General features: G+C 71.3%; 17 protein-coding genes and 1 tRNA gene. 12 read left to right on the top strand and 6 right to left on the bottom strand.

The annotated features are described in order from the left end of the window. Nucleotide 1 precedes the first annotated feature (1 nt). The 3 genes from OG214_RS19525 to OG214_RS19515 all read right to left on the bottom strand — a co-directional run bounded on the left by OG214_RS19525 (nt 2) and on the right by OG214_RS19515 (nt 3056). Nucleotides 2-1513 (bottom strand): Stp1/IreP family PP2C-type Ser/Thr phosphatase, encoded by a 1512-nt coding sequence (locus OG214_RS19525; RefSeq protein ID WP_363078989.1) that lies wholly within the window; start codon nt 1511-1513, stop codon nt 2-4. Between the two features lie 141 nt (nt 1514-1654). Further along, complete coding sequence (locus OG214_RS19520; protein ID WP_093604346.1) at nt 1655-2167, bottom strand: FHA domain-containing protein; 513 nt, start codon at nt 2165-2167, stop codon at nt 1655-1657. 10 nt (nt 2168-2177) lie between these two features. Then, nucleotides 2178-3056 (bottom strand): DUF3662 and FHA domain-containing protein, encoded by an 879-nt coding sequence (locus OG214_RS19515; protein ID WP_363078990.1) that lies wholly within the window; start codon nt 3054-3056, stop codon nt 2178-2180. Between the two features lie 315 nt (nt 3057-3371). Between OG214_RS19515 and OG214_RS19510 the strand changes: the two genes are divergently transcribed. Next, nucleotides 3372-3458: transfer RNA gene (locus tag OG214_RS19510), tRNA-Leu, on the top strand. 172 nt (nt 3459-3630) lie between these two features. On the opposite strand, the gene OG214_RS19505 is transcribed toward OG214_RS19510, so the two are convergent. After that, nucleotides 3631-4245 carry an NAD(P)H-dependent oxidoreductase gene (locus OG214_RS19505; RefSeq protein WP_363078991.1) on the bottom strand — a complete coding sequence of 205 codons (615 nt, stop codon included), beginning with the start codon at nt 4243-4245 and terminating at the stop codon, nt 3631-3633. A gap of 306 nt (nt 4246-4551) precedes the next feature. On the opposite strand from OG214_RS19505, the gene OG214_RS19500 reads away from it, so the two are divergent. The 6 genes from OG214_RS19500 (at nt 4552) to OG214_RS19475 (ending at nt 10705) form a co-directional block, all read left to right on the top strand. Then, nucleotides 4552-6090: a DUF2252 domain-containing protein gene (locus OG214_RS19500; RefSeq protein WP_405985464.1), complete on the top strand. Its 1539-nt coding sequence runs from the start codon at nt 4552-4554 to the stop codon at nt 6088-6090. A 100-nt stretch (nt 6091-6190) separates the two neighbouring features. Continuing rightward, nucleotides 6191-7195 carry a hypothetical protein gene (locus tag OG214_RS19495; protein ID WP_405985463.1) on the top strand — a complete coding sequence of 335 codons (1005 nt, stop codon included), beginning with the start codon at nt 6191-6193 and terminating at the stop codon, nt 7193-7195. A 149-nt stretch (nt 7196-7344) separates the two neighbouring features. Continuing rightward, nucleotides 7345-7689: a rhodanese-like domain-containing protein gene (locus OG214_RS19490; RefSeq protein ID WP_363078994.1), complete on the top strand. Its 345-nt coding sequence runs from the start codon at nt 7345-7347 to the stop codon at nt 7687-7689. 168 nt (nt 7690-7857) lie between these two features. Next, nucleotides 7858-8565, top strand: a complete 708-nt coding sequence (locus OG214_RS19485; RefSeq protein WP_405985462.1) for a DUF5819 family protein — start codon at nt 7858-7860, stop codon at nt 8563-8565. A 128-nt stretch (nt 8566-8693) separates the two neighbouring features. Beyond that, nucleotides 8694-9971: an HTTM domain-containing protein gene (locus OG214_RS19480; protein ID WP_405987550.1), complete on the top strand. Its 1278-nt coding sequence runs from the start codon at nt 8694-8696 to the stop codon at nt 9969-9971. Continuing rightward, entirely contained in the window at nt 9968-10705 is a 738-nt protein-coding gene (locus OG214_RS19475) for a TrmH family RNA methyltransferase (RefSeq protein WP_405985461.1), read from the top strand. Before OG214_RS19480 ends, OG214_RS19475 begins: the two co-directional genes overlap by 4 nt. 46 nt (nt 10706-10751) lie before the next feature. On the opposite strand, the gene paaN is transcribed toward OG214_RS19475, so the two are convergent. After that, a complete protein-coding gene (gene paaN, locus OG214_RS19470; RefSeq protein ID WP_363078997.1) occupies nt 10752-12470 on the bottom strand; it encodes a phenylacetic acid degradation protein PaaN in 1719 nt (572 codons plus the stop codon). Between the two features lie 177 nt (nt 12471-12647). Between paaN and OG214_RS19465 the strand changes: the two genes are divergently transcribed. After that, the gene (locus tag OG214_RS19465; protein ID WP_405985460.1) at nt 12648-14174 is read left to right on the top strand and encodes a 3-hydroxyacyl-CoA dehydrogenase; all 1527 of its coding nucleotides are present in this window, start codon (nt 12648-12650) and stop codon (nt 14172-14174) included. After that, nucleotides 14171-14785 carry a TetR/AcrR family transcriptional regulator gene (locus tag OG214_RS19460; RefSeq protein ID WP_363079000.1) on the top strand — a complete coding sequence of 205 codons (615 nt, stop codon included), beginning with the start codon at nt 14171-14173 and terminating at the stop codon, nt 14783-14785. Before OG214_RS19465 ends, OG214_RS19460 begins: the two co-directional genes overlap by 4 nt. Before the next feature lie 32 nt (nt 14786-14817). On the opposite strand, the gene OG214_RS19455 is transcribed toward OG214_RS19460, so the two are convergent. Continuing rightward, nucleotides 14818-15402, bottom strand: coding sequence for an Lrp/AsnC family transcriptional regulator (locus OG214_RS19455; RefSeq protein ID WP_405987549.1), 585 nt, complete (start codon nt 15400-15402; stop codon nt 14818-14820). Between the two features lie 191 nt (nt 15403-15593). On the opposite strand from OG214_RS19455, the gene pdhA reads away from it, so the two are divergent. The 3 genes from pdhA to OG214_RS19440 are packed head-to-tail and all read left to right on the top strand — an operon-like array spanning nt 15594 to nt 19269. After that, nucleotides 15594-16754, top strand: coding sequence for a pyruvate dehydrogenase (acetyl-transferring) E1 component subunit alpha (gene pdhA, locus OG214_RS19450; protein ID WP_405985459.1), 1161 nt, complete (start codon nt 15594-15596; stop codon nt 16752-16754). Continuing rightward, the gene (locus OG214_RS19445) at nt 16751-17755 is read left to right on the top strand and encodes an alpha-ketoacid dehydrogenase subunit beta (RefSeq protein WP_405985458.1); all 1005 of its coding nucleotides are present in this window, start codon (nt 16751-16753) and stop codon (nt 17753-17755) included. Before pdhA ends, OG214_RS19445 begins: the two co-directional genes overlap by 4 nt. After that, nucleotides 17755-19269 carry a dihydrolipoamide acetyltransferase family protein gene (locus OG214_RS19440; protein ID WP_405985457.1) on the top strand — a complete coding sequence of 505 codons (1515 nt, stop codon included), beginning with the start codon at nt 17755-17757 and terminating at the stop codon, nt 19267-19269. The genes OG214_RS19445 and OG214_RS19440 overlap by 1 nt, the downstream gene beginning before the upstream one ends. The last annotated feature ends 9 nt before the right edge of the window (nt 19270-19278 follow it).

Here is a 19278-nt window from a genome sequence, read left to right as displayed (position 1 = left end):
GCTACTGCTGCTTTCCGCAGTTCGAGGCCACTTTCTGCTCCTCCTCCGAGAGGCTGGGGCCCGGAGTGGGAGTCGCGGCTTTCGGCTTGATGGTGGTGGTCCGGCCGGAGGTGTTCGTACCGGTCGTGCCGCCGGCCTGGCCTTCGCCGGTGACCACATTGGCCTCGCGGTCGGCCTGACGGCGCTGCTCGTCCTTCTTGCAGGCCGACGCCTGGGTGGCGAGTTCCTGGATCTTGTCCCGCCCGTTGGCCAGGCTGCCTTCCGCGATGGTCTCCTCGACCTGCTTGCGCTGGTAGGGCGGGAGGTACTTGAGTTCGATCTCGGGGTGGTCCTTCTCGATCTCCGAGAGGGAGAGCCAGGCGAGATCCTGGCTGATGCCCCGGTAGAGCGCCACATGCTCGGCGTTGGAGCCCACGTAGTACTGGGTCTGCGTCCAGCGGTAGCCGCCGTACAGACCGCCGCCGACGACCGCCAGCGCGAGCACGGAGTAGAAGGACCTCTTGAGCCACTTGCGGCTGCCGCGCGGCTTGGCGAAGTCCTCGTCGCTGTACGCGCCGAAGCCACCCTCGGGGGGCATGCCCCCGTAGCCGGCGTCCTGGCCGCTGCCGGGCGGGCCGAAGCCGCCGCCCGCGGTCTGCGGGGGTACGGAGCGGCCGAGACCGGCGGCGCGGCCCGCGGGGGTCTGCATCGCGGCGGCGTTCTCCGCGGAGCTCAGCGGGAGCTGGTTCTCGGCGACCGCGCCGACGACGACCGGGGTGTCGCTGAGCCGGCCGGCCAGGGTGTCGTTGGACTCGACGTCCAGGACGTCGGCCACGATGCAGGTGATGTTGTCGGGGCCGCCGCCGCGCAGCGCGAGCTGGATGAGCGCCTGTACGGTCTCCTGCGGGCCCTGGTAGCTCGCGAGGGTCTCCTCCATCGTCTGGTGGGAGACGACGCCGGAGAGGCCGTCGGAGCAGATCAGATAGCGGTCGCCGGCGCGGACCTCACGGATGGAGAGATCCGGCTCGACATGGTCGCCGCTGCCCAGCGCGCGCATCAGCAGGGAGCGCTGCGGATGGGTGGTGGCCTCTTCCTCGGTGATCCGGCCCTCGTCGACCAGCCGCTGCACCCAGGTGTGGTCCTGGGTGATCTGGGTCAGGACGCCGTCGCGCAGCAGATAGGCGCGGGAGTCGCCGACATGGACGAGCCCGAGCCGCTGGCCGGTCCAGAGGAGAGCGGTGAGCGTCGTCCCCATGCCTTCGAGCTGGGGATCCTCCTCGACCATCACCCGGAGCTGGTCGTTGGCGCGCTGCACCGCCGTGCCGAGCGAGGTGAGGAGGTCGGAGCCGGGCACGTCGTCGTCGAGCTGGACGAGGGTCGAGATCACCTCGGAGGACGCGACCTCACCGGCGGCCTGGCCGCCCATGCCGTCGGCGATGGCAAGCAGCCGGGGTCCGGCGTAGCCGGAGTCCTCGTTGCCCTCCCGGATCATGCCTTTGTGCGATCCGGCGGCGAAGCGCAGAGACAGACTCATGCGCACCTCGCCCGTCGGCTCGCCGGTCGACTGTCGCGCCAGCCGGTCTCGAGCCACACTGCCCACCCTCCGGTCGGGAGCCTGCTCCGGTCCGCTGTCGGGACCGCCGCGGCTCGCTCGCTCCGCTCGCTCATTGTCGTACTACTTCCGCAGCTCGATGACGGTCTTGCCGATGCGGATAGGAGCGCCCAGCGCGATCGGTGTCGGTGTCGTGAGCCGGGTCCGGTCGAGATACGTGCCGTTGGTGGATCCGAGGTCCTCGACGATCCACTGGCCGTCGCGGTCCGGATAGATCCTGGCATGCCTGCTGGACGCGTAGTCGTCGTCCAGCACGATCGTCGAGTCGTGCGCGCGGCCAAGGGTGATGGTCTGCCCCTGGAGAGCCACCGTGGTGCCGGTGAGGCTGCCCTCGGAGACGACCAGCTTGGTGGGCGCGCCGCGGCGCTGCCTGCCCCCCTGCTGCTGGCGCTGCTGGGGCGGCGCCGCCGGCTGGCGGGCCTGCTGCGGGCGGGCGTCGCCGCTGCGGCGTGAGCCGCGCTGTGTGACGCGCGTGCCGAACAGATCACTGCGGATGACCTGGACGGCCACGATCACGAACAGCCACAGAACGGCCAGAAAACCTAGCCGCATGACCGTCAGGGTCAGCTCTGACATTGCCCCCGCTTCACCCTTCGGCTTGCCTGTAAACGATGGTGGTGTTGCCCACGACGATCCGCGAGCCGTCGCGGAGCGTAGCGCGGGTGGTGTGCTGTCCGTCTACCACGATGCCGTTGGTGGACCCGAGGTCCTGGATCGTCGAGGGCGTACCGGTCCGGATCTCGCAGTGCCGGCGGGAGACGCCCGGATCGTCGATCCGGACGTCGGCGTCGGTGCTGCGGCCCAGCACGAGCGTGGCGCGGGAGATCTGATGGCGGGTGCCGTTGATCTCGATCCAGCGCCGTACCTGGCCGTGCGGCAGCGCGCCGGGACCGGCCCCGGGGGAACGGCCCGCGGCGGGCGCGTGGCCGCCGGGCGGCGGCGCGGCCGGCATGGGAGGTGCGGCGGCGGGCGGATAGCCGTAGCCGCCGGCGGCGCGGCCAGGAGGGGCCGCGGGCGCGGCGTAGCCGACGGGTCCGCCGAGCGGGCCGGGGCCGCCAGGCGCGCCGCCGGGCGGCTGCGACTGTGACGTACTCGACGCCAGCGTGCGGCTGCGTACCCGGTACAGACCGGTGTCGAGGTCCTCGGCCTTCTCCAGATGGACCTTGATCGGGCCCATGAAGGTGTAACGCTGCTGCTTCGCGTAGTCGCGGACCAGCCCGGACAGTTCGTCACCGAGCTGTCCGGAGTAGGGGCTCAGACGCTCGTAGTCGGGCGCGCTGAGCTCCACGATGAAGTCATTGGGGACGACCGTCCGTTCACGGTTCCAGATCGTCGCGTTGTTGTCGCACTCGCGTTGGAGGGCACCCGCGATCTCGACGGGCTGGACCTCGGACTTGAACACCTTCGCGAAGGTGCCGTTGACCAAACCTTCGAGACGCTGTTCGAAACGCTTCATGACTCCCATGGGGCACCTCCTCCGTCGTTGCCGTCCTGGTACTGCTTACTGATCGTATCCACGCGTCGGGAAATCGGCTGGTTCCCCTTGTCTGCCCCGTCGATGAGTGTCACCTCTCACACGGATCGTAGAGGCGGCCTCATGACAGTGTCCCGCACCCGGGGTGCTCTCAGGAGGAGTGGGGGGCGACCGCTGTTCGTTCCCTGTTCCAGGGGCGCGATGCCCAAACAAACGGATGTGAACCCACCCTCTCCACCGTGCTAATCTTCTGCATGTCGCCAGGGGCGCACACCAGCAGGTGAGGCACCGGACGGCACACCCAATGCGCGGGTGGCGGAATAGGCAGACGCGCTGGATTCAGGTTCCAGTGCCCGAAAGGGCGTGGGGGTTCAACTCCCCCCTCGCGCACCACAGAACCCCCGCTCCGGAGAGATCCGGAGCGGGGGTTCTTCGTTGTCCGGCGTGTCTGGGTCTGTCGGGCCGTGTCCGGGCTTGTTCGGGCTTGTCTGGGCTCGTGAGGGAGCCGGCCTCCGCCGCTGTGAGGTGGGTTACTTTCGCGGCTCGTGTCCTGCCGGGGCTGTGCTCAGGCGGCGTGGCGGGCGGCGAGGGCCTTGGCCCTCCGGGTGGCCTGCTCGGTGGCCCTGGCGCGGGACGCCTCGGCCAGCGGGACGAGTTCGGCCATCTCCGGCCTTGAGGAGGCGAGGGTCAGCTCCGGGACGATGAAGTCGATCTCGGTGGCGCCGAACATTCCGGTCAGCACCTTCTCCAGATAGGTCTGGACGAACTCGAAGTCCTCGCGCGGGGTGCCGGGGGCGTACGAGCCACCGCGGCTGGCGACGATGGTGAACGGCGTGTCCGTCACCGTGCTGTCGGGGCCCGAGTTGTGGCCGACGATGATCACCTGGTCCAGCCACGCCTTCAGGGTGGACGGGATCGTGAAGTTGTACATCGGCGCGCCGATGAGGACGGCGTCCGCCTCGGCCAGTTCGGCGGCCAGTTCGGCGCGCAGGGCGTCCCCCGCGCCCGCCGACACGGCGGCCACGTCCAGGTGGGGCAGCGGGGTGGCGGCCAGATCGCGGTAGACGACCTTGCCCTCCGGGTGCTGCTCCAGCCAGGACTTGACGAAGGTGGCGGTGAGGTCGCGCGAGGCGGAGCCTTCGGGGAAGACGGCGGAGTCGATGTGCAGAAGCGTGGCCATGACGTTCTCCAGGTGGTGCCGTACAGATGAGTAGCGATCGGAAATTCCGTTCGCACCTATGAATAACACAGTCGCTTACTTTTTTTCATCACGTCTCGGTAAAACCGTACGCGGGACGCGGGGCGTATGGCGTGGCGAGCGCTCCGGTGGCGTGGCGAGCGCTCCGGCTCTTTCCGGGACGGTCCCGCTCCCTGCCCGCTCCCGTGCGGGAGTACCGTCATCCGCGGTTCATCTCATATGACTGCGTATGACTGCGGCGGGTACGGCGAGTACCGGGCAGGGCGAGTACGGGGGAGGCGGCACGCCATGGGCGATGTCGGGTCGGCGGGGGTTTCCGGGAACGGCTTCGGGAACGGTTCCGGGGGCGGCTTCGGGGACGGTTCCGGGGACGGGCGCGCTCAGGTGGGCCGTATACCGGTGGTACCGGGTTTCGCGACGCGTACGGCGACAGGCGCCGGAGAGGGCGCGCACGGCGCGCGGGAGCGGACGCCCAAGGAAGTCGGCAAGTCGCTGCGGACCCGGGTGCCGCGGTCCTCGCACGATTCCGTCGTGTTCGCCGCGGGGCGGCCCGACGCGGTGCGCGCCGTGGAGGAGTCGAGCCGCGGCCGGGTGCCCGGACTGACGCCACTGCGGGTCGGCCGGATGGCCGCCACCCCCTTCGCCTTTCTGCGCGGCGCCGCCGGACTGATGGCCCAGGATCTGGTGGGCACCCCGGTCACCGGGGTCGGCGCGCAGATCTGCGGGGACGCGCACGCGGCCAACTTCGGTCTGTACGGGGACGCGCGCGGCCGGCTGGTCATCGACCTCAACGACTTCGACGAGACCGTGTTCGGACCCTGGGAGTGGGACGTCAAGCGGCTCGCCACCTCGCTGGTGCTGGCGGGCCGCGCGGCGGGCGCGGACGAGGACACCTGTCGCCGCGCGGCGTACGACACGGTGGGCGCCTACCGGCGCACGATGCGGCTGCTGGCGAAGCTCCCGGCGCTCGACGCGTGGAACGCGATCGCCGACGAGGAACTCGTCTCGCACGCGGACGCGCGCGATCTCGTCGGCACGCTGGAGCGTGTCTCGGAGAAGGCCCGCAACAACACCAGCGCGCGGTTCGCGGCCAGGTCGACCGAGGCCGTCCCCGACGGGAGCGGGTCCGTCGGCGCCGCCTCGCCGCGGAGGTTCGTCGACGCGCCGCCCGTGCTGAGGCGAGTGCCCGACGAGGAGGCCGCGGCGGTGGCCGCCGCGCTGGAGGAGTATCTCGGCACGCTGCCGGAGGACCGGCTGCCGCTGCTCGCGCGGTACGCGATCCACGACGTGGCGTTCCGGGTGGTCGGCACCGGCAGCGTCGGGACACGCTCGTACGTGGTGCTGCTCATGGACCACCGGGGCGAGCCGCTGGTGCTCCAGGTGAAGGAGGCACGGCCCTCCGCCCTGCTGCCGTATCTGCCGGTCGTCGGGTTCGAGGCGACGGAGGTCGCGCACGAGGGGCGCCGGGTGGTGCTCGGACAGAAGCGGATGCAGGTCGTGAGCGACAATCTGCTGGGGTGGACGACCGTACAGGGCAGGCCTTTTCAGGTACGGCAGTTCAGGAACCGCAAGGGGAGCGTCGACCCGGCGGCGCTGTCGGCCGACCAGATGGACGACTACGGACGGATGACCGGCGCGCTGCTGGCCAGGGCCCACGCGCACAGCGTGGACCCGCGGCTGATCGCCGCCTACTGCGGCAAGAACGAGGAGCTGGACGCGGCGGTCGCGGCCTTCGCCGTGGTGTACGCGGACCGCACGGAGGCGGACCACGCCGACCTGCTGGCGGCCATCAGGAACGGGCGCGTGGCCGCCGAGCCGGGTGTGTGACGGCCCGGCGGGGCGTGTGACGGCCGGGGACGGCGCGGGGGCCCCGCGGATCGCCCGTACGCTGGGCGGGTGATACAGGTCCGGTGATACAGGTGGCCGGGTGATGCGGGACGCCCCTGGGGAGCCGACGATCCGTAACGACGACGAACGGGATGTACGAGACGTGCCGGATGCGACGGAATCCACGGTGGCAGCGGGCGGGAGCGACGCGGCGGGAGCGCCGGCGGCCGGGCCGGACCCGGCGGAGGCCGCGGGGACGGAGCCGACGGGCGCGGCGGATCCGGAGACGGGTGCCATGGGCGCGGCGGACGCCGGGGCGGACGCGGACGCCGCTCGGCCCGAGGCGCGGCTGGAGAAGGCCGTACGCGCCGCCGAACAGGCGCTCATCGAGTTCGAGATCGCGCTGGAGACCTTCCGGATCGAGGTGGAGAACTTCTCCCGGCTGCACCACCAGCGGCTCGGTCCCATGTACGCCCGGCTGGACGAGCTGGACGCGATGATCGCCGAGGCCCGCGCCGCCAGGACCGGCGACCCCGAGGATCTGCGCAAGGCGCGCGAGGCCCGCGCGATGGTGCAGCCGATGCCGGGGGTCGAGGAACTGTTCCACGACTGGATCGACTCCGACGGTCTGTCGGCCGAGGCGGCGGCGATGCTGACCGAACAGCCCGTACGGCCGCCCAAGCGGGTCCGGCCGAGCGACGAGGCCCGCAAGCTCTACCGCGATCTGGTGCGCAAGGCCCACCCCGATCTCGCCCGGGACGACCGCGAGCGCGCCCGCCGTGAGGAGTTCCTCACCCGCGTGAACGCCGCCTACGGGCGCGGGGACGAGCCGTTGCTGCGGGAACTGGTCGAGGAGTGGGCGGCGGGACCCGCGCCCAAGGCGCCGCCGCTGAGCGAGAGCGAGGAGCTCTACGCCCGGCTGGACTGGCTGTCGCACCGCAAGGAAATGCTGACGCTGGTCGCCAAGGAGCTGGAGGAGAGCGCGATCGGGGCGATGCTCAGGATGGCGCCCGACGACCCGGACCGGCTGCTGGAGGAGATCGCCGAGCAGTTGCTCGCGGAGGTCTCCGGGCGTGAGACGGAACTCGCCAGGCTGGTGCAGTAGGTTTTTCGGAGGCCTGTGGCCGTGGTCCGTGGCCCATCGCCCACGACCCACCGCCCAGGTCCGTCACTCACGGCCCATGGCTCACGGCGCATGGGCCGGCTCACGGATCCTGTCCCGGTCCCCGTCCCGTACGAGAGAAGGCACCATCCATGAATTTCGCCTCACTGCCCTCGGTCGATGTCGCGGCGGTCCCGTCCGACGGACTGGTGCTGGACGTCCGGGAGGACGACGAGTGGGCGGCCGGCCATGTCGAGGGCGCGCTGCATGTGCCGATGAGTGACTTCGTGGCGCGCTTCGGCGAGGTGACCGAGGCGGTGGCCGAGGGCCGGAAGGCCTATGTGATGTGCCGGGTCGGCGGTCGCTCCGCACAGGTCACCCAGTATCTGGTGCAGCAGGGCGTCGACGCGGTGAACGTGGACGGCGGGATGCTCGCCTGGGACGGCGCCGGGCGTCCGATGGTCACGGAGAACGGCACCCCGGCGTTCGTGCTCTGAGCCAGGCCATCTGCCTGAGCTCGGTCTGAGCTCGGTCTGAGCTCTGTCTACGAGTGGCCATCCGACCGGGAGCCGCTGGGGAAACCCCGTTCGAGACCAGACCCGCGGGCCCGGCCCGTAGGGTGTCAACCCTGTGGGTGACTGACCGGTGGGCGGGATCGGGGCGGGATGGATTCGTACGACGACAAGGGCGGGACAGCCGGGCAGCCGCCCGGCGCCGGGATAGCCGGCCTCTCCCTTCCCGGCCAGCTGGCGGCGGTCGTGGTGCTCGTGCTCGTCGGGCTGCTGGCCTGCACCCATCTGGCCATGATCTTTCTTCATGTCGCCCCGTCCAACACGATCACCAAGCAGCACGGCAAGGCCGTCGACGAGTGGGTCTATCCGGAGTTCGAGCAGAACTGGAAGCTCTTCGCGCCCAACCCGCTCCAGCAGAACGTCGCCGTCCAGGTAAGGGCCGAGGTCACCAAGGCCGACGGCGCGCGGACGACCACCGGTTGGATCGACCTCTCCGCCGAGGACGGCGAGGCGATCCGCGGCAATCCCCTTCCCAGCCATGTCGAGCAGAACGAACTGCGCCGCGGCTGGGACTTCTTCGTCGGATCGCACGACGACAAGAACCGCCCCAACGGTCTGCGCGGACAGCTCTCCGAGAGCTATGTCCGCCGCATCGTGATGCTGCGTCTTGAGGACGATGACCTGGGCGGTCCGGTGGAGCGTATCCAGATCAGGTCCGCCGCGAGCGCGGTGGCGGCGCCCCCGTGGAGCACCGAGAAGATCAATACGCGACCGGTCTACCGGCTTCTTCCCTGGTGGACGGTGAACGCCACCGACCTTCCCCTAGGCGTACGCAACGGCCGTACGGAGGCGGGGCAGTGAGCGAGGGGCAGGGCGAGGGGCAGAACGAGGGGCGGAGCGAGCGTCTCGTCGAGGGGCAGGACGGGCGCCTTGAGGACCCGCCCGGCGTGCGGGAGGACCGGCCCGGCGTGCGGGCGGCGAGCAGGCCTCTGCTCGCCTGGGGGGCCGCCACCCGCGCGGTCCAGCGCGTCACCGCCTCCTCCCTCGGCCCGTACCAGAGCGCGGTCGTCCGGATCGGGTTCGCCGGCGCCTGGCTGCTGTTCCTGCTGTGGGAGCTGCCCAACCGCCGCGAGCTGTACGGTCCCGACAGCCCGTGGAGCTGGGACATGGCCCAGCAGCTCATCGCGCGGAACGGCGCCTTCACCGGGCTGATGTGGTCGGACAGCACGGTCTGGTTCGAGATCGTCTTCGCCGTCGCCGTGCTGTCCAGCGCGCTGCTGCTGGTCGGCTGGCGCACCCGCACCATGTCCGTGATCTTCATGTTCGGTGTGCTGTCGCTCCAGAACCGCAGCATCTTCATGGGCGACGGCGGGGACAACGTCATCCATCTGATGGCGATCTATCTGGTGCTGACCCGCTGCGGTCAGGTCTGGTCGCTGGACGCCAGGCGCGCGGCGCGTACGGCGGCCGGGGCGGCAGCCGGTGCCGTGTCGGGGGCCGGGGCTGTGGCGGGAGCCGGGGCCGGGGCGAGGGCCGGGGCCGGGGCCGTACGGGACCGGGTCGGGCCGCTTCTCTGGGGCTGTCTCGGGGTCTTCCTGCTCATCGGCACGGTGACGGACCGGGTCCAGGGCGCCGTGTGGCTGCTGGTCCTCTTCTGGGGTGTGTGGATCGCGCAGGCTCTGTGGTGGGCGGTGAACCGCTACGAGCCGAACGGCGAGCCGCGCGCCCTGCTGGACGTCCTCGCCAATCTCGTCCACAACGCCGCACTCGTCGTGATCATGGCCGAGGTCTGTCTCGTCTACGCCACGGCCGGCTGGTACAAGATCCAGGGCTCACGTTGGCAGGACGGCACCGCGCTCTACTACCCGCTCAAGCTGCACTACTTCGCGCCCTGGCCGGAGCTCTCCGGACTGCTCGCGTCCAGCGGTGTGATCGTGATGCTGCTGACGTACGGCACGGTCGCCGTGCAGGTCGCCTTTCCGTTCGCGGTCTTCAACCGGCGCGTCAAGAACGTGCTGCTGGTCGCGATGATGCTGGAGCATGCGGGCATCGCCGTACTGCTGGGACTGCCGTTCTTCTCGCTGGCGATGATCGCCGCCGACGCGGTCTTCCTGCCGACGAACTTCCTGAGATGGCTCGGTGACCGGCTCACGGGACTGTGGTACCGGCTGTTCTCCCGGCCCCGGGAGCGGGACGGGGGGCGGAAGCACCTGCCGGAGCAGCGACGCGACAGCCCGGAGCAGCAGCCCCGTACTCTCGTCGGGTGAGCAGTGAGACGGCGGCGGACCTGGAACCGGCTCGGACCGAGGACCTGGAGCCCGTTCAGTACGACGAGGGCTTCGGCCCGGAGATCGGCGTCGGGCCGCATCCCGGGCCCTGGCCGCGGGACGAGCGGTACGACCCGGCACTGCTGGCGGCCGGGGACCGGCGCAATGTGGTGGACCGCTACCGGTACTGGACGCGCGAGGCGGTCGTCGCCGATCTCGACACCCGGCGCCATGACTTCCATGTGGCGGTGGAGAACTGGACCCATGACTTCAATATCGGCTCCGTGGTCCGTACCGCCAACGCCTTCCTCGCGAAGGAGATCCATATCGTCGGGCGGCGGCGCTGGAACCGGCGCGGCGCGATGGTCACCGACCGGTACCAGCATGTGCGCCATCACTCCGGCGCCGCCGAGCTGACGGCGTGGGCGGCGGCCGGGGGACTGCCGATCATCGGGATCGACAATCTGCCGGGGTCCGTACCGCTGGAGCGGACCGAGTTGCCGCGCCGCTGTGTGCTGCTCTTCGGCCAGGAGGGCCCCGGTCTGACCGAGGAGGCCCGCGAACACGCCGCGATGGTCTGCTCGATCGCGCAGTTCGGCTCGACCCGCTCGATCAACGCCGGAGCCGCCGCGGCGATCGCCATGCACGCCTGGATCCAGCGGCACGCGGGCATTCCGGACGCCGGCGTCTCCGACGCCGGCACGCCGGGGGCGGCCGGACCGCCCGCCCTCTGAGGGGCGGGCGGACGGTCACCGGTGGGGGCTGGTCACCGGTGCGGGGTCAGGCCTGGCGCCTGACCTCCACCACCCGGAAGCGGTTGGCCACGAAGGCCGCGTCGCACAGCGCCGCGTTCGCCGCGGGGTTGCCCCCGGAGCCATGGAAGTCCGAGAAGGCCGCTGTCTGGTTCACATACACCCCTCCCGTGAGATTCAGCGAGAGCTGTGCGGACTCCTCCAGACAGACCTCCTCGACCGCGCGCTCCGTCTCCGGCGAGGTCGTGTACGCGCCGACCGTCATCGCGCCCTTCTCGCGCACCGTGCGCCGCAGCAGCTCCAGCGCGTCGTCCGTCGAGTCCATGGCGACCGCGAAGGACACCGGGCCGAAGCACTCGGCGAGATACGGAACCTCGGCGTCCGCCTCGGGTCCGCCCTCTCCGGCCTTCTCCCAGGACTTGCGGGCGCCGTCGGCCTTCACGATCGCGGGCGTACGGACCACCGCGTCCGGGAAGTCGGGATGGGCGATCTCCCGGGAGGCGAGCGCGATGTCGCCCAGCGAGGCGGCCGCCTCCAGACGCGCCTTCACATCGGGGTTGACCAGGGCGCCCAGCAGCGCGTTGGCACGGGCGTCGTCGCCCAGCAGACCGCTCACCGAGGCCGCGAGATCGGCCACCACCTCGTCGTACGACTTCTCGCCCGCGTCCGTCGTGATGCCGTCCCGGGGGATCAGCAGATTCTGCGGGGTGGTGCACATCTGGCCGCTGTAGAGGGAGAGCGAGAAGGCCAGATTGGAGAGCATCCCCTTGTAGTCGTCGGTGGAGTCCACGAGGACGGTGTTGACGCCGGCCTTCTCCGTGTAGACCTGCGCCTGGCGGGCGTGGGTCTCCAGCCAGTCGCCGAACGCGGTCGACCCGGTGTAGTCGATGATCCGGATCTCCGGGCGCACGGCCAGCGACTTGGCGATGCCCTCGCCCGGCCGCTCCACGGCCAGCGCGACCAGATTCGGGTCGAACCCGGCCTCGGCGAGCACCTCGCGGGCCACCCGTACCGTCAGGGCGAGCGGCAGCACCGCGCGCGGATGGGGCTTGACCAGCACCGGATTGCCCGTGGCCAGGGACGCGAACAGGCCCGGATAGCCGTTCCACGTCGGGAAGGTGTTGCAGCCGATCAGCAGCGCGATGCCGCGCGGGGCCGCGGTGAAGGTCTTGCTCAGCGCGAGAGGGTCGCGCTTGCCCTGCGGCTTGGACCAGTCGGCGGCGGCCGGGGTCCGGGTCTGCTCCGCGTACGCGTACGCCACGGCCTCCAGGCCGCGGTCCTGGGCATGCGGCCCGCCCGCCTGGAACGCCATCAGGAAGGCCTGCCCGCTGGTGTGCATCACCGCCTGGGCGAACTCGTGCGTGCGGGCGCTGATCCGCGCCAGGATCTCCAGACAGACCAGGGCGCGGGTCTCGGGCCCCGCCTCGCGCCAGGCGCCCATGCCCGCGCGCATGGCGGGCAGCAGGACGTCCGGGTCCGCGTGCGGATACTCGACCTCCAGCGCCGGTCCGTACGGCGAGATCTCGCCGCCCGTCCAGCCGTCCGTGCCCGGCTGATCCAGCTCGAAGCGGGTGCCGCGCAGGGCCTGGAAGGCGGCGAGACCCTCGGCCGGCGCGCTCTCGCCGTACGCCTTGGGGTGCTCGGGGTGCGGGGACCAGTAGGCGCGGCTGCGGATCGCGTCAAGGGCCTGGTCGAGCGTGGACCGGTGCTTGTCTGAGAGCTGCTGGGGGCTGAGCTGGGCGGCCATGACGGACCCACTCCTCGGTCGGGCGATGCGGTCGGGACAGGGACATGAAGGGACAGACAGAGTTAGAGTAACCGAACGATCGGTCGGGACAAGAGGGCCCGGCGAACCTGTGGACAACTCACCTGCGGAGAACCCCATGGCCCTTTCGAGGCCCGCTCATACGGGAGGATTGCTTCCATGACAGCAATCGAGCCCGGCCGCGTCGTCGCGGTCGTCGGCACCGGCACGATGGGGCAGGGCATAGCCCAGGTGGCCCTGCTCGCCGGCCATCCCGTACGGCTCTACGACGCCGTGCCGGGCCGTGCGGAACAGGCCGCCGCGTCCCTCTCCGGGCGTCTGGACCGGCTGGTCGAGAAGGGCGGGCTCGACGCCGCGGCGCGCGACGCCGCGACCGCCCGGCTCCGTCCGGCCGTGGAGATCACCGAGCTGGCCGACGCCGCTCTGGTCGTCGAGGCCGTTCTGGAAGAGCTCTCCGTCAAGAAGGAACTGTTCGCGGCCCTGGAGGACATCGTCGCCGACGACTGTCTGCTCGCCACGAACACCTCCTCCCTCTCCGTCACGTCCGTCGCCGGTGAGCTGCGCCGCCCCGGCCGTCTGGTCGGGCTCCACTTCTTCAATCCCGCCCCCCTTCTGCCGCTCGTGGAGGTCGTCAGCGGGTTCGCGACGGACGACCACTGCGCGCGGCGCGCGTTCGAGACAGCACGCGCGTGGGGCAAGACTCCGGTGCGCTGCGCGGACACCCCGGGCTTCATCGTCAACCGCGTCGCCCGCCCCTACTACGCCGAGGCGTTCCGGGTGTACGAGGAGGGGGCCGCCGACCCCGCCACGATCGACGCGGTGCTGCGTGAGTCCGGCGGCTTCCGGATGGGCCCCTTCGAACTGACCGATCTGATCGGCCAGGACGTCAACGAGGCCGTCACCCGGTCCGTATGGGAGTCCTTCTTCCAGGACGCGCGGTTCACGCCCTCGCTCGCGCAGCGCAGGCTGGTGGAGTCGGGGCGGCTGGGCCGCAAGTCGGGCCGGGGCTGGTTCCCGTACGGCGAGGACGCCGCACCGCGCGCCGGGGCGCGGACGGAAGGGCCCGCACCGGCGCCCGTGTCCGTCGCCGTGCACGGCGGACTCTTCGCGGCCGACGCGCTCCCCGGTCTGATCGAGGAGGCCGGTATCGAGGTCCTCCGTAAGGACGACGCCGTCCCGGGCTTTCCGGGCTGGATCGAGCTCTCCGGCGGTACGCGGCTGTTCCTGGCGGACGGTTCGGCCGCCGACGAGGCCGGGATGCCCGTCATCCACTTCGATCTCGCGCTGGACTACCGCGCCGCGACCCGGATCGCCCTGGCACCCGCCGCCGGGGTCGATGGGGCGGCCCTGAGCGAGGCCGTCGGCCTCTTCCAGGCCCTCGGCAAGGACGTCAGCGTGATCGCGGACATCCCGGGCATGATCGTGACCCGTACGGTCGCGATGCTCGTGGACCTCGCGCTCGACGCGGCGGCGCGCGGGGTGGCCGCCCCGGACGACATCGACACCGCGATGCGACTGGGCGTCAACTATCCGCGCGGCCCGCTGGACTGGGGGGCCGGACTCGGCGCGTGGTGGGTCCTGGAGACGCTGGAGTCGCTGCACGAGGAGTACCCCACCGGCCGTTACGCCCCCTCCCAGGCACTGCGCCGCCTGGCCGCCGCACAGGAGGAGGACGACGCGTCATGACGACCGCCAAACGCGACACCTACACGCCCGAGACCCTGCTGACGGTCGCGGTCCGCGTCTTCAACGAGCGCGGTTACGACGGCACGTCCATGGAGCATCTCTCCAAGGCCGCCGGGATCTCGAAGTCCTCGATATACCACCATGTCGTGGGCAAGGAGGAACTGCTGCGCCGTGCCGTCAGCCGCGCCCTGGACGGGCTCTTCGGGATTCTCGACGAGGACGGGGCGGTCCAGGGACGGGCGATCGCGCGGGTGGAGTACGTGACCCGCCGTACGGTCGAGGTGCTGATGGCCGAACTGCCCTATGTGACGCTGCTGCTGCGGGTCAGGGGCAATACGCAGACCGAGCGCTGGGCGATGGAGCGGCGCCGGGAGTTCGACCAGCGGGTGGCCGATCTGCTCAAGGCCGCCGCCGCGGACGGGGATCTGCGGGCCGACATGGACATCAGGCTGGCGACCCGGCTGCTCTTCGGCATGGTCAACTCCCTGGTGGAGTGGTACCGGCCGCACGCGGTCGGGGGCCATGGCCCTGACGAGGTGGCGGAGGCGGTCGTACGGATGGCCTTCGACGGACTGCGCACGGAGCCCGCGGACACACGCAGCGGCGAGTAGACCGACCCTAGGTCCTGTCCGCCGGACAGGGCCTAGAGCGTCGGGCCGGTGGCCGTTCCCGGTCCGAGGTCCGTTTCCTCGAACACCAGCAGGGTGCGGGTGGACAGCACCTCCGGGATGGACTGGAGCCTGGTCAGGACCAGTTCGCGCAGGGACCGGTTGTCCGGCGCGTGCACCAGCAGCAGTACGTCGAAGTCACCGCTGACCAGGGCGATGTGCGCGGCCCCCGGCAGCTCTTCGAGCTGTTCGCGCACGGTGCGCCAGGAGTTCTGCACGATCTTCAGGGTGATGTACGCGGAGGCGCCCTGACCCGCGCGTTCATGGTCGACCCGGGCGCTGAAACCGCGTATCACCCCGTCGTCGATCAGCCGGTTGATCCGGGCGTACGCGTTGGCCCGTGAGACATGGACCCGCTCGGCCACGGACCGTATCGAGGCGCGGCCGTCCGTCTGGAGGATCCGGAGGATGTCGTGGTCGATGGCGTCGAGCGGGCGCGGCGGCACAGGGGGCGGCGGAGAGGGCTGCTTCTTGCCGCCGCCCCGGCCGGCGTCGGCGGGGGCGCGTCCGGCCGTGTCGGGTCCGGTCTCGTCGGCGCCTTGGTCCGTGCCGTCGGCCATTTGTTCAGCTGCCATGTCCCCCCACCTCTCCGCCATGGACGACCTGTGACCATCCCAGGCTGTGGAGAACCGTTTGTCCACAGGCTGAAGCCGCCTGTAGCCAAAATGCCTCAACGACCGAACAATCGGTAGGTGAGGCGTGCCACACCGGGCACCCCGTCGCCCGCCCGCTCTCACGAGGAGGTGCACGCGTGAAGAAGAGCAGTACGGTCCAGGAACTGCCTGCCGCGGCCCACCGGCCCACCCCGCCCCCGGCGTGGCAGCCGCGTACCGACCCCGCACCCCTGCTCCCCGATGCCGAGCCGTATCGCGCGCTGGGCACGGACGCCGTGGCCGGGGCCGATCCCGGACTGCTGCTGCGGCTCCATGCCGAGTTGGTCAGTGGCCGCAGGTTCAACACCCAGGCCACGGCCCTCACCAAGCAGGGCAGGCTGGCGGTCTATCCGTCGAGCACCGGCCAGGAGGCCTGCGAGGTCGCCGCCGCGCTCGTGCTGCGCGAGCAGGACTGGCTCTTTCCGAGTTACCGCGACACCCTCGCGGCCGTGGCGCGCGGACTCGACCCGGTCGAGGTGCTGACGCTGCTCCGGGGCGACTGGCACACCGGTTACGACCCGTACGAGCACCGGGTCGCGCCGCTGTCCACCCCGCTCGCCACCCAGCTCCCGCATGCCGTCGGTCTCGCGCACGCCGCCCGGCTCAAGGGGGACGATCTGGTCGCGCTGGCCCTGGTGGGCGACGGCGGCACCAGTGAGGGCGACTTCCACGAGGCGCTGAACTTCGCGGCCGTATGGCGAGCCCCGGTCGTCTTCCTCGTACAGAACAACGGCTTCGCGATCTCCGTGCCGCTCGCCAAGCAGAGCGCGGCGCCGTCCCTCGCCCACAAGGCCGTCGGGTACGGAATGCCGGGCCGGCTGGTGGACGGGAATGACGCGCTGGCGGTGCACACGGTGCTCGCCGAGGCCATGGCCCGTGCCAGGAGGGGTGAGGGACCGACGCTCGTGGAGGCCGTGACATACCGCGTCGAGGCTCATACGAACGCCGATGACGCGACCCGCTACCGCCCCGACGACGAGGTCGAGACCTGGCGCGCGCACGACCCGGTCCGTCTGCTGGAGCGTGAGCTGACCGCGCGCGGGATCCTCGACGAGGACGGCGTCCGGCGGGCCGCCGAGGCCGCGGAGGCGATGGCCGCGCGGTTGCGCGACCGGATGAACGCAGAGCCGGTGCTCGACCCGATGGATCTCTTCGCGCATGTCTACGCGGACCAGACCTCCCAGCTCCGCGAGCAGGCGGCCCAGCTCCGCGCCGAGCTGGCGGCGTCGGCCGAGGAAGGACAGGGTGAGGCGCGATGACCACGGTCGCGGTGAAGCCCGCCACGATGGCGCAGGCCCTGCGGCGCGCGCTGCGCGACGCGATGGCCGAGGACCCGTCCGTCCATGTGCTCGGGGAGGACGTCGGCACGCTCGGCGGGGTCTTCCGGATCACCGACGGGCTGGCCGCGGAGTTCGGGGACGACCGCTGTACGGACACTCCGCTGGCAGAGGCGGGCATCCTGGGGGCGGCCGTCGGGATGGCGATGTACGGACTGCGGCCGGTCGTGGAGATGCAGTTCGACGCCTTCGCGTATCCGTCGTTCGAGCAACTGATCAGCCATGTGGCGAAGATGCGCAACCGCACGCGCGGTGCCATGCCGCTGCCGATCACCGTGCGGGTGCCCTACGGCGGCGGGATCGGCGGGGTCGAGCACCACAGCGACTCCTCCGAGGCGTATTACATGGCGACGCCCGGCCTCCATGTCGTCACCCCCGCGACGGTGGACGACGCGTACGGACTGCTGCGGGCCGCGATCGCCTCCGACGATCCGGTCGTCTTCCTGGAGCCGAAGCGGCTCTACTGGTCGAAGGCCGCGTGGTCGCCCGACGAGCCGGCGGCGGTCGAGCCGGTCGGCCGGGCCGTGGTCAGACGCCGGGGCAGCAGCGCCACCCTCATCACCTACGGCCCGTCCCTGCCGGTCTGTCTGGAGGCGGCCGAGGCGGCCCGCGCCGAGGGCTGGGATCTGGAAGTGGTCGATCTGCGCTCCCTGGTGCCGTTCGACGACGAGACGGTGGCCGAATCCGTACGGCGTACGGGCCGGGCGGTGGTCGTCCACGAGTCCACCGGATTCGGCGGCCCCGGCGGGGAGATCGCCGCCCGGATCACCGAGCGTTGCTTCCACCATCTGGAGGCGCCGGTGCTGCGGGTGGCGGGATTCGATATTCCGTATCCGCCGCCGATGCTGGAGAGGCACCATCTTCCGGGAGTGGACCGGGTGCTGGACGCGGTCGCGCGGCTCCAGTGGGAGACGGAGAGCTGATGGCCCAGGTGCTGGAATTCAAACTGCCTGACCTCGGTGAAGGGCTGACCGAGGCGGAGATCGTCCGCTGGCTGGTGTCGGTGGGGGATGTCGTCGCCATCGACCAGCCGGTGGTCGAGGTCGAGACGGCCAAGGCGATGGTCGAGGTGCCCTGCCCCTACGGAGGCGTGGTCACGGCGCGCTACGGCGAGGAGGGCACGGAGCTGCCGGTCGGGGCTCCGCTGCTGACGGTGGCGGTGGGCGCCTCGGAGCCGGGTGATGTGGACCCGGCGGCCCAGATGCGGCCGGTCGCCCCGTCCGCGCCCGTCGTGGCACCGCCCGCCGTGGACCCGGCCGTACAGCCTGCCACCCCCAGGGCAGCGGGCTCGGCCGGCTCGACGGGCCAGTCGTCCGGTGACGCGTCGGGCAATGTGCTGGTCGGATACGGCACGGGAGCGCCGGTGGCGCGCAGGCGCCGGGTCCGTCCGGTCCGGAGCACGGCGCCCGCCGCGCTTTGTCCCCCCGGCGGCGCCCGGACCGCCCCCGCCGCCGGTCCGGTCAACGGCGCGGCGGGACCGGTCCCGGTCGTCTCCCCGCTGGTGCGGCGGCTGGCCCGTGAGCACGGCGTCGATCTGCGGGCGCTGACGGGCTCGGGACGGGACGGACTGATCCTGCGGTCCGATGTCGAGCAGGCGATCCGGCACGGTGTCGCACAGCCGCGGACCCTGCCGGAGCTCCAGCCCCAGCTCCAGCCCCAGCCGCAATCGCGGGAGCGGGCGCAGGCGTCATCCGTGACGGCCGCTCCGGTGGCGGCCTCCCGGCAGTCGCCGGTGTCCGCCCAGGACGGAGCGGTCCGGGTGCCGCTGCGCGGGGTGAGGGGCGCGGTCGCGGACAAGCTCAGCCGCAGCCGGCATGAGATCCCGGACGCGACCTGCTGGGTCGACGCGGACGCCACGGAACTGATGGCGGCCCGTACGGCGATGAACGCCGCCGGGGGCCCGAAGATCTCCCTGCTCGCGCTGCTGGGCCGGATCTGCACGGCGGCCCTCGCCCGTCATCCCGAGCTGAACTCCACCGTGGACATGGCAGCCCGGGAGATCGTGCGCCTGCCCGCGGTGCATCTCGGCTTCGCCGCGCAGACCGACCGCGGGCTGGTCGTCCCCGTCGTACGGGACGCGCACACGCGCTCCGCCGAATCGCTGAGCGCCGAATTCGCGCGGCTGACGGAGGCGGGCCGGGCGGGCACCCTGACACCGGGCGATCTGACGGGCGGGACCTTCACGCTCAACAACTACGGGGTGTTCGGCGTCGACGGTTCCACGCCGATCCTCAACCACCCCGAGGCCGCCATGCTCGGGGTCGGCCGGATCGTGCCCAAGCCCTGGGTCCACCAAGGGGAGTTGGCCGTGCGCCAGGTGGTGCAGCTCTCGCTCACCTTCGACCACCGGGTCTGCGACGGCGGCACGGCGGGCGGCTTCCTGCGCTATGTGGCGGACTGCGTCGAGCGGCCGGCGACGCTGCTGCGCACCCTGTAGTCCCTTTGG

It is taken from the genome of Streptomyces sp. NBC_00872, assembly GCF_045161915.1.
Taxonomy (GTDB): Bacteria; Actinomycetota; Actinomycetes; order Streptomycetales; family Streptomycetaceae; genus Streptomyces.
Note: the sequence above shows the minus strand (reverse complement) of the source record. Positions and strands in the feature narration are given on the sequence as shown.

Coding starts and splice junctions, on each gene's coding strand:
- OG214_RS19520 (WP_093604346.1), bottom strand. CDS start 2,167: ATGTCAGAGCTGACCCTGACGGTCATGCGGCTAGGTTTTCTGGCCGTT.
- OG214_RS19490 (WP_363078994.1), top strand. CDS start 7,345: ATGAATTTCGCCTCACTGCCCTCGGTCGATGTCGCGGCGGTCCCGTCC.
- OG214_RS19445 (WP_405985458.1), top strand. CDS start 16,751: ATGACCACGGTCGCGGTGAAGCCCGCCACGATGGCGCAGGCCCTGCGG.
- paaN (WP_363078997.1), bottom strand. CDS start 12,470: ATGGCCGCCCAGCTCAGCCCCCAGCAGCTCTCAGACAAGCACCGGTCC.
- OG214_RS19440 (WP_405985457.1), top strand. CDS start 17,755: ATGGCCCAGGTGCTGGAATTCAAACTGCCTGACCTCGGTGAAGGGCTG.
- OG214_RS19485 (WP_405985462.1), top strand. CDS start 7,858: ATGGATTCGTACGACGACAAGGGCGGGACAGCCGGGCAGCCGCCCGGC.
- OG214_RS19460 (WP_363079000.1), top strand. CDS start 14,171: ATGACGACCGCCAAACGCGACACCTACACGCCCGAGACCCTGCTGACG.
- OG214_RS19525 (WP_363078989.1), bottom strand. CDS start 1,513: ATGAGTCTGTCTCTGCGCTTCGCCGCCGGATCGCACAAAGGCATGATC.
- OG214_RS19500 (WP_405985464.1), top strand. CDS start 4,552: ATGGGCGATGTCGGGTCGGCGGGGGTTTCCGGGAACGGCTTCGGGAAC.
- OG214_RS19455 (WP_405987549.1), bottom strand. CDS start 15,402: ATGGCCGACGGCACGGACCAAGGCGCCGACGAGACCGGACCCGACACG.
- OG214_RS19515 (WP_363078990.1), bottom strand. CDS start 3,056: ATGGGAGTCATGAAGCGTTTCGAACAGCGTCTCGAAGGTTTGGTCAAC.
- OG214_RS19465 (WP_405985460.1), top strand. CDS start 12,648: ATGACAGCAATCGAGCCCGGCCGCGTCGTCGCGGTCGTCGGCACCGGC.
- OG214_RS19505 (WP_363078991.1), bottom strand. CDS start 4,245: ATGGCCACGCTTCTGCACATCGACTCCGCCGTCTTCCCCGAAGGCTCC.